Origin of the sequence: Pontitalea aquivivens, assembly GCF_046507575.1 — a bacterium.
Classification (GTDB): Bacteria; Pseudomonadota; Alphaproteobacteria; order Rhodobacterales; family Rhodobacteraceae; genus Pontitalea; species Pontitalea aquivivens.
The window spans coordinates 1-8,717 of the sequence record NZ_JBKFEY010000049.1; the positions used below are offsets into that span (position 1 = coordinate 1).

Sequence of the window (8,717 nt, forward strand, 5' to 3'; positions counted from 1 at the left end):
CCGCGCATCGCGGCGGCCGGTCGTTTCGTCGGTGCCGAAGGCATTGTCATCCGGAATAGTCTCGTCCACTGCCACCGATTGGTCGGGACTGGTACCCCAAGTCACAATCGGTTCGATTTCTGCGGCGTCTATTACGACGCGATCATCATAGACCGCGTCGCCATCGGAACGAATGCTATTCCAATATTCCACCGCAGCATCCCAGCTGGCGCCCTCGGCAGGCGCGAACTCGCGGCCGCGGACATAAGCGTAGGTTTTTTCGTCAGGATTGACGTAACCGCAGCGCGCGCCCCCTTCGATGGCCATGTTGCAAAGCGTCATGCGCTCTTCCATCGAGAAAGCCGAGACGACGTCGCCGGCATACTCGTAGGCATAGCCGACACCGCCCTTGGCACCCAGCAATCGTATGATGTGGAGGGTCACGTCCTTGGCATACACGCCCGGAGCAAGCCGGCCATTCACCTCTATGCGGCGGACCTTCAACTTTTGCACCGGCAGCGTCTGGGTGGCTAGGACATCTCGAACCTGGGATGTCCCTATCCCAAACGCCAAGGCGCCGAACGCGCCATGCGTGGCGGTATGGCTATCACCGCAAACGATCGTCATCCCTGGCTGGGTCAACCCGCGTTCCGGACCGATCACGTGCACGATGCCGTGTTCACGCCGATCGGGCGAGAAGTAGCGTAGGTTGAAGTCCCTCGCATTCGTTTCCAGGTAAGCCACCTGCTTCTCATTCAGCGGATCGGAATAGGGCCGCGCCAGCGACGTCGTGGGTATGGCGTGGTCGGCCGTCAGGAATGTCCTGTCCGGAAAACGAACCTTCAGGTTTCTCTCACGAAGCTCGGCAAATGCCTGCGGGCTGGTAACCTCGTGCACGAGGTGCAGACCGACGAAAACCTGATATTGCCCCGGCGCAAGTTCGCGCACCACATGTTTGTCAAAGACCTTTTCGTAGAGACTGCGTCCCATATCAGTATCCTGCATTTGCCCGCGCCGCATCTAGTAGGTGTCATCACTCATTAACGCTGCGGTTGAGTTTCGTCTAGTAATTTTCGTTCCATTTTTGTGCCCCATAGTTATTGATCTGCGGTACCCATGCGTACGCCTTGCCTGAGACGAGGCACCAAGACAAGGGCGAGCAGCCGGCTGCCGACAGGATCAGTGCGAGGCTGATCGGCCTCGTCACGAATACGGAGGGCGATCCCTCAGAAAGCAGCATCGCGCGGCGCAGACTCTCTTCGAGGAGCGGCCCGAGTACGAACGCCATGACCAGAGGAGCGGGCTAGCATTTCCAGCGGATGAAGCAATATCCCAACAGACCGAACAGAGCCATCAGACCGATATCAAAAATGCTGCCGTTGACGCTGTATACTCCTATGCAGGAGACGGCGAGCAGAAACGGATAGAACATTCGATAAGGGACTTTCAGAACACTGACCCACAGACCGATCATCGGCAGGTTGATTATCAGGAGCATGGCATTCCCGAGAAGCATGCTCGCAATCAGGCCCCAGAACAATTCCGGATTGCTGTGAATAACCTGGGACCCGGCTGTATGCCCTGCATCATCATGGCGCCGGCCATGAGCGCGATAACAGCATTCGAGGGAATGCCGAGCGTTAGCAGCGGGATGAACGAAGTTTGCGCACCGGCATTGTTGGCAGCTTCGGGAGCGGCCAGGCCTTCCACGGCACCTTTGCCGAAAGTTTCCGGTCGCTTCGATACGCGCTTTTCAAGTGCGTATGCCGCAAAGGAACTCAGTATCGCCCCGCCACCAGGCAGCATGCCGAGCACCACGCCGAGTGCGGTGCCGCGAACTGCCGCGGGAGCGGCCTGCCTCAACTCGGTCTTCGAAGGCCAGAGGTTCTTTATTCGATCCTTAATGATGACGCGCTCTTCCGGCTTCACCAGGTTCCGGATCACTTCGGATACCGCGAAAAGCCCCACCGCCATCGGCACGAAATCGATGCCGTCCTTCAACGGCCCGATCCCAAAGTCGAGCCGCGGTACGCCCGTGGCGACGTCGGTGCCGATGCACGACAGTGCAAGACCGAACAGTATCATTCCGCATGCGCTGATCAGCGACGCATGGGCGAGGACGACCGCAGCAACAAGGCCCAGGACCATCAGCGAGAAGTACTCGGCCGGACCAAACAGCAGTCCCGCCTCCGGCAAAGGTCTCGCAAAGAGTGCGATGACCAGCGTTGCAACGCAGCCTGCAAAGAACGATGCGAGCGCAGCTATTGCCAATGCCGCCCCGGCGCGGCCATTGCGCGCCCTCTGGTGACAGTCGATGCAGGTGACGACGGACGAACTCTCGCCAGGCAGGTTCACCAGGATGGCGGTAGTGGATCCGCCATAGGAGGCTCCGTAGTAGATTCCGGCGAGCATAATAAGCGCTGCGAGCGGCGGCAGATGATAGGTAATGGGAAGTAGGAGCGCGACGGTGGTGATCGGACCAAGGCCGGGCAACACGCCCACCAGCGTTCCGACAAGGACACCGACGAAACACCAGACCAGGTTTTCAGGTTGCGTGGCGGTCGTCAGGCCGCCGAGCAAAAGGGACAGTGAATCCAGCATCAGAATGCGAACTTTGGGCCAAGAGGGATCGGTAGGCCGAGCGCAAGGACGAAGATGAGGGCCAGCCCTCCGGACAGGAGCAAGGCCACCACGAACACCTCCCTCCAGTTCGCTTCACGATTTGCCACTGACGCGATCGTGGAGAGTCCGAACACCGCGATCAGCAGGCCGAGCTGCTGGAGCGCGAGCATGAAGAAGATGATCGAGCCGGTGACCAGCGCAATCTCCCGTAGCCCCCACCGCCCCGCCGCCTGCTCTCCGGGTTTTATGAGGCTGTGGAGCAGAATGTCGGCACCAAGCACGATGAGCAGCCACGAAATAAAACTCGGGTGATAGCCAGGGCCCATGCGCATCGCCGTGCCGGCGCGAAGTCCCGAAGCGCCTAACTGGGCGGCGAGGCCCGCCACCAACAAGGTGAGGCCATATTGGAAGCCGGAGCTTCGGATCGTATTCAATATGAGCGGGTTCCCGCGGCGGCGACCGGCACTAGCCGGTCCGCCAAATCCTGACATGAGATGCTTACTCGATCTTGATACCGGCTTTGTCGACCAGGCTCGAGAAGCGCGAGATGTCGGCTTCGATCAGGCTTCGGAGGCCTTCCATCGAGGAGGTCTCGATCTCGATCCCGAGTTTCTGGCACTTATCCTTGACAGCGAATCCTCCAACGTCTGCACGATGGCATCACGAAGCTTGGCGGCGTTTTCAGGCGGCATCGAGGCGGGCCCGACGATTCCGTACCACTCGGCGAAGTTGAACCCTTCGATTCCGGCTGCCTCGGCCATGGTCGGCAGTTCCGGCCGCAGCGCACTGCGGGTCGCCGTCGACACCGCGAGAGCGCGGAGCGATCCGGCCTCGACGTGTGGCCACACGGAGCTCAGGGTCGCAAACTGCAGCTGAACCTGACCGCCAATAAGGTCCTGGACGGCTGGCGCAGCGCCCTTGTAGCGGACGGGCTCGATCTGGACGCCGCCATTGAGGTTGAGGAACTTCACGGCGAAATGCCCGGCAGTCCCAATGCCTGACGTGGCGGCGAACATCTTCTTGCCGCGCGAACGAGCCTCCTCGATCAGTTCCTTTGGGGTCGTCGCCTTAACTGACGGGTGGACAACCAGGATGAGCGGCACGCGCCCCAGCAGAGACAGCGGCGTGATGTCGTTCAACGGGTCATAGGGGAGGCTCATCTTGAGCGCCACGCTGGTGGCGTGAACGCTCACGATGAGACCAATCGTCAAACCGTCGCTCGACCTGACGACCATATCCGTGCCGGGAATGCCGGAGCCGCCCGGCTTGATTTCGATGAGAAGGGATTGTCCAAGTCGCTTTGAAAGCCCGTCCTGGATCATCCTGGCGAGCGTGTCCGCCGCGCCGCCGGGCGTATAAGGCACGATGATGGTAACAGCCCCGCCAGGCCAACCTTGCGCCCGCACGGGGGACATAGCTGCGATGGAAATCGCGGCCATGCCAACAACCAGATCTCTCCTGCTGACAGGCGGGCCACACCGGCGGGAATCTCTCCAGTTCACGCGTAACCTCCACCCAAAATCGATCTGATAAGATTGATAAATGCAACTCGTTCCAAAAAGTTGTCAGTAGCTAAAAATCAGACACTGTCGCACGGAGCGGGCGGCGAGCCCGGGCGGCTCGCTTCTGGAGGGCGGCTGCCCGTCCTCGACTGCAGATCGGACGGGCACAATAGTCCCCTTGGATGGGCGGTCGGGGTGGTCGTGACGGAGGGAGTCGCTCGATGTTCAGCCATCGAAGCGACTGTTGCGTCCATCGGATGCATGCCGTCGCCTTCGCCTCTCGGAACCCCGCGAGACTGGACAAGATCACGAGGTTGTCGCTATAAGATATGAAACTGATTTTGCACGATGGACCATTGCGCGATGAAGAAACATAGTCTGGCCGGATGGATCGTGGTTGAGCTCGGGGATCGTCGGGGCTGCTCTGCCTGCGGCCAACTCCTTGCCCAAGCCGGGGCGTCCGTGATCGTGGTCGAGCCGGAGTCGCCCCCCCCGCGCGACAAGTGGCTAAGCCGTGCGACGTTCCTCGCAGGCAAGCGAAGCCTGGTCTGGCACGAAGCCGACATGCCCGCCCTTAAAACCATCCTGGATGCCGCGGACATCGTGCTTCTGTCATCCGACATCCCCAGCCCGGCGCAGACGGCGGCGTCCGGTTTGCTGAGCGAGAACCATGTCATCTGCGACATCACGGCTTCGTTAGGCACGATCAATACCGAACTGTTTGGCTTGAGCGATAAGCTGATCCAGGCCTACTGCGGAATGGCCTCGATTACCGGCGTACCGGAACTCGATCCTTCAGTTTCCGACGTCCCGATCCTCGAATTCCACGCTGGCGCCTACGCGGCGGCGGCTGTGGTGGCCGCGATGAGGGCGAAGCGGCTGTTCATCAATAAAGGCCAGCGCATAGACGTCGGGCTCTACGAGTGCGGCGTCAACGCGCTCGCCACCTTTCTGCCGCTTCACTACGGGGGGAAATCCGTTTCCCGCGCGGGCAATCGGCATCCGATGGCATCGCCCTGGAACGCTTACCAAGCGAATGATGGCTGGGTTCTGATTTGCTCCGCGAAGGACGAGCATTGGATAAAGCTCTGCGCCGTTATGGGAGTGCCGGACCTCGCCAGCGGCGGCCCGCTGGCGAAGCTGGCCGATCGAATCCGTATTCCAGACGAGGTTGATCGTCAGGTCAGCAAATGGACGGCTGGCAAATCTGTGGACGATATCATTTCAGCCCTCACCAAAGCGGGTATTGCCTCAGGACCAATCGTCGAAGTTTCCAGGGTGCACCGGGATGCAAACGTCGAGCACAGGAAGATGACGCTCAGCCTTCCCGATCCAGTTACCGGTGCCAACGTCAACGTATCGGGTACCCCTTTGAAGGCCTCGCGGACTCCAGGGCGTCGCGCCGATGCGATCCCGGCACCGGATGCCGACCGAGATTTCGCGATGTTGCTGACGCCCAAGCCGGGACACGCGTCTGGCGATGGGTCTGTCAACGGGCCGTGCGCCGGTTTGACAATCATCGAAATCGGACAGTATACGACCGCCCCACTTGCCGCAAAACACTTCGCGGCCTTGGGCGCCGAGGTGATCAAGATCGAGCCCCTTACCGGGGAAGCCACCCGCGACTGGCCACCTATGCATGAGGGTACGGGCTACTTCTTCGCCATGAGCAACAACGGGAAGCGGAGCGCAGCACTTGATCTGCGAAATCCTGCCGATGCCGGAATTCTCGCAGATATCATTTCCCGCGCGGATGTCCTGATCGAGAACCTCAAGCCTGGATCGCTCGAGAAACTGGGCTTCTCGCCGGCGGCGCTTGAACGGATCAATCCGCGTCTTGTATACTGCGGCATTTCAGGCTTCGGGGCGGATTCTGTTTTCCCGGGCCGTCCTGCGTTCGATTCCGTGATCCAAGCCATGTCGGGACTGATGGATTTGACCCGCGTCGATGGTGCACCGACCAAGCTCGGCATTTCGGCGGCTGACATCACCGGAGCGCTGATCGCTTTGTTCGCCATTCTCGCGATGCTGGAGTACAGGGACTATTCGGGCAGAGGACAGGCAATCGACCTGGCGATGCAGGACGCCGCGCTTTGGACAACGCAGACCCATTGGAACGACGAGCGCAAGGACCCGTTTCAGATGGTTCCTGTTTCCGGCGGATTCTCTGCAACGGCTTCGCCGCAAACCGAACCCGAGGCGATCGGCACGCCTTCAGTTCCCGTTCGAACGGTTCCCGAGGTGGCTGACGATCCGCGAACAACGAGTTCGGGGCTCGTGATCTGGAGGGAACGGAAAGGCTTCCGCTGGCCCCTGCTCGGACCGCCGTACCGGCTTTCCGCGACGCCACCGGTCATCGGCGAATTGGTTGGTTCGCTTGGCGAGATGAACGAAACTCTCCGCGCCCATAGGCGCGCCGATAGAACATTGCAAAACGAAGGAGTTTCGACGTGAGCACTGGCGTTTTCGATCAGGTGGGCATCAGATGCACGCTGATGCGTGGCGGCACCAGCAAGGGCTCTACCTCTTCGAACACGATCTTCCTCCGCCCGGTCCGTCCCGCGATGCGCTACTGCTGCGGATCATGGGGACTCCGGACATCAGCCAGATCGATGGCATGGGTGGATCACGTCTCCTGACTTCGAAGATCGCCATCGTCGGGCCTTCTACGGTTGAAGCTGCCGACATCGATTACACCTTCGCCCAGGCCGATCTCGACCGGCCGATCATCGACTACAAAGGCAATTGCGGCAACATTTCATCAGGCGTTGGCCCTTTCGCGATCGATGCTGGGCTCGTTGCGATCAAGGAACCTTTCACTGAAGTCAGGATCCACAACACCAACACCCAGAAAGTGATCGTGGCGAAGGTGCCGGTCGAAAACGGTCGCGCCAAGGTGAAAGGGGATTTTGCGATCGCGGGCGTGCCTGGCACAGGTGCGGAGATATTCATGGACTTCCGGCTGACTGCCGGGGCCACGACCGGGAAGGTGCTTCCGACCGGCAATCGAATTGACACGATCCAGCTAGAGAGCGGAAGCACGATCGACGTCACGATCTGTGATGTCGCAAACCCCGTCGTCTACTGCCGAGCCGAAGACCTAGGCCTCAACGGAGATGAAGGTCCAGATCAGATCGACAACAACGAGTCCCTCGGCATCCTCCTGCGCGAAATACGCGGAAAGAGCGCCGAGATGATCGGGTTCGCATCTCATTGGACCAAGGCCGAAAGAGAATCGCCAATGTTTCCGATGCTGACCTTTGTCTCGGAACCGGGTTCCTACAAGGCTCTGAACGGCAAGGCCGTCAGCGCTTCCGACATGGACTTGAGGGCGCGGCTAGTCTTCCTGAACAGGTGTCACGCAGCCATGGCGGGAACCGGGTCAATGTGCATAGCGGCGGCGGCGCACATCCCCGGATCGATCGTGAACGGGGCCTTGGCGCCTACCGCTTCGACCAAGGAGTCGCTTTCCATCGGTCATCCGTCCGGTGTCATGCACGTCGTCGTCACCACGCATGAAGCCAACAACGAGGCGGGCATGGAAATCGATACCTTGGGCTTCGGGCGCACAGCGAGGCGTATCATGGACGGAATGGTCTACGTACCGACAAGCGCGCAGTATTGATGGCGAGTCGACCTCGCGGAGCCGGTGGCCTATCCGCCCTGAGGCAAGCCTCAGCCGACCGACCGACTGGGCTGCTCCTGCCTTGCCGTTATGGTTGAGGCACACGGAGCGGTGTCGTCTCGCAATGGGCGCAGCGCCGACGCCGTGCGGAGAAAGCAAATAAGAATGGGCTCGCGAACGCCTTCGGAACAGACCATCGCCCGCTTGATAACATCCACCCGCGATGATTTGACAAAACCCGAGGATTTTGGTTGCGGCAATCGAAAGCAACGTCCCGGATCTGATTGTTGCGCGCACAACGATCATCGACTTCCAACAAATGATCCGATCAAAAGCGGCCGCCAAGCTCAATGGTTGGCTTGAAGCAGCAAAGAGAGTCTCGTTGGATCCTTTGCCAATGGTGTATAGAGAGAGAGACATCGCCGCGGTCCGAAACGCAATCATCTCACCGTGGTCGAATGGACAGACTGAAGGTCAGATCACCAGGCTGAAACTCATCAAACGCCAAATGTAAGGTCGTGCCAAAATCGACCTGCTTCAGGCGAGATTGATCGGCGCGACATAGCAGTCTGCCTTCAGCAAATGTGCGTCAGAGCCAGTTCCTAACGGAAATCAATAATGTATCATCAAATTCCGGGCAAGAGCGCAACTGCCCGTTCCGCGACGGTTCCAGACTGCAACAGTCCTTCGATCTCGACTTCATCAAGACCGATCATCCGCAAGACAGGGCGCGTCCCCTCCCCGGCATCGGGTGCCGGCCATCTGATCTCGGGCAGAGCGCCTCGGGCATTTGCGGGAAAGGTTGAAAGATGGTGTCCGTCCACGGTTTGCACGAATCCTCGCGAGGCTATCTGCTCGCTTTCAACCGCTTCCGAAGGCGCCACGCATAGACTTGCGGGAACGTCGAATTCCTCGAACAGCGCGATCCACTCGGATGCGGGTCTTTGCGCCAACGTCGTTTCCAAAAGAGCGAACAACTCGTCGCCATT

7 protein-coding genes and 1 pseudogene are annotated in these 8,717 nt (G+C 59.8%); 2 read left to right on the forward strand and 6 right to left on the reverse strand.

Translation table 11 applies throughout. The features are described from left to right. The 5 genes and pseudogenes from ACK8OU_RS19480 to ACK8OU_RS19500 form a co-directional block, all read right to left on the reverse strand. The coding region (locus ACK8OU_RS19480; RefSeq protein ID WP_410305002.1) for an aconitase family protein at positions 1-984 on the reverse strand (984 nt) is incomplete at its 3' end. Positions 985-1,042: 58 nt separating this feature from the next. Continuing rightward, the gene (locus ACK8OU_RS19485) at positions 1,043-1,267 is read right to left on the reverse strand and encodes a hypothetical protein (protein ID WP_410305003.1); all 225 of its coding nucleotides are present in this window, start codon (positions 1,265-1,267) and stop codon (positions 1,043-1,045) included. A 15-nt stretch (positions 1,268-1,282) separates the two neighbouring features. Continuing rightward, a pseudogene (locus tag ACK8OU_RS19490) lies at positions 1,283-2,580 on the reverse strand (tripartite tricarboxylate transporter permease). Then, on the reverse strand, positions 2,580-2,987 hold the full coding sequence (locus ACK8OU_RS19495; RefSeq protein WP_410305004.1) for a tripartite tricarboxylate transporter TctB family protein: 408 nt from the start codon (positions 2,985-2,987) through the stop codon (positions 2,580-2,582). The pseudogene ACK8OU_RS19490 and the gene ACK8OU_RS19495 overlap by 1 nt, the downstream one beginning before the upstream one ends. A gap of 174 nt (positions 2,988-3,161) precedes the next feature. Continuing rightward, a complete protein-coding gene (locus tag ACK8OU_RS19500) occupies positions 3,162-4,040 on the reverse strand; it encodes a Bug family tripartite tricarboxylate transporter substrate binding protein (RefSeq protein WP_410305005.1) in 879 nt (292 codons plus the stop codon). Between the two features lie 426 nt (positions 4,041-4,466). Here ACK8OU_RS19500 and ACK8OU_RS19505 point away from each other — a divergent pair, with 426 nt between their 5' ends. Next, positions 4,467-6,557: a CaiB/BaiF CoA-transferase family protein gene (locus ACK8OU_RS19505; protein WP_410305006.1), complete on the forward strand. Its 2,091-nt coding sequence runs from the start codon at positions 4,467-4,469 to the stop codon at positions 6,555-6,557. 31 nt (positions 6,558-6,588) lie between these two features. Then, positions 6,589-7,728 carry a 2-methylaconitate cis-trans isomerase PrpF family protein gene (locus tag ACK8OU_RS19510; protein WP_410305007.1) on the forward strand — a complete coding sequence of 380 codons (1,140 nt, stop codon included), beginning with the start codon at positions 6,589-6,591 and terminating at the stop codon, positions 7,726-7,728. 626 nt (positions 7,729-8,354) lie between these two features. On the opposite strand, the gene ACK8OU_RS19515 is transcribed toward ACK8OU_RS19510, so the two are convergent. After that, positions 8,355-8,717, reverse strand: a 363-nt coding sequence (locus tag ACK8OU_RS19515) for a CoA transferase (RefSeq protein WP_410305008.1), incomplete at its 5' end; no start/stop codon positions are given.

What these genes read in the sequence shown, in the direction of transcription:
- ACK8OU_RS19505 (WP_410305006.1), top strand. Translation starts at nt 4,467, where the DNA reads ATGAAGAAACATAGTCTGGCCGGATGGATCGTGGTTGAGCTCGGGGAT.
- ACK8OU_RS19500 (WP_410305005.1), bottom strand. Translation starts at nt 4,040, where the DNA reads ATGGCCGCGATTTCCATCGCAGCTATGTCCCCCGTGCGGGCGCAAGGT.
- ACK8OU_RS19485 (WP_410305003.1), bottom strand. Translation starts at nt 1,267, where the DNA reads ATGGCGTTCGTACTCGGGCCGCTCCTCGAAGAGAGTCTGCGCCGCGCG.
- ACK8OU_RS19510 (WP_410305007.1), top strand. Translation starts at nt 6,589, where the DNA reads ATGCACGCTGATGCGTGGCGGCACCAGCAAGGGCTCTACCTCTTCGAA.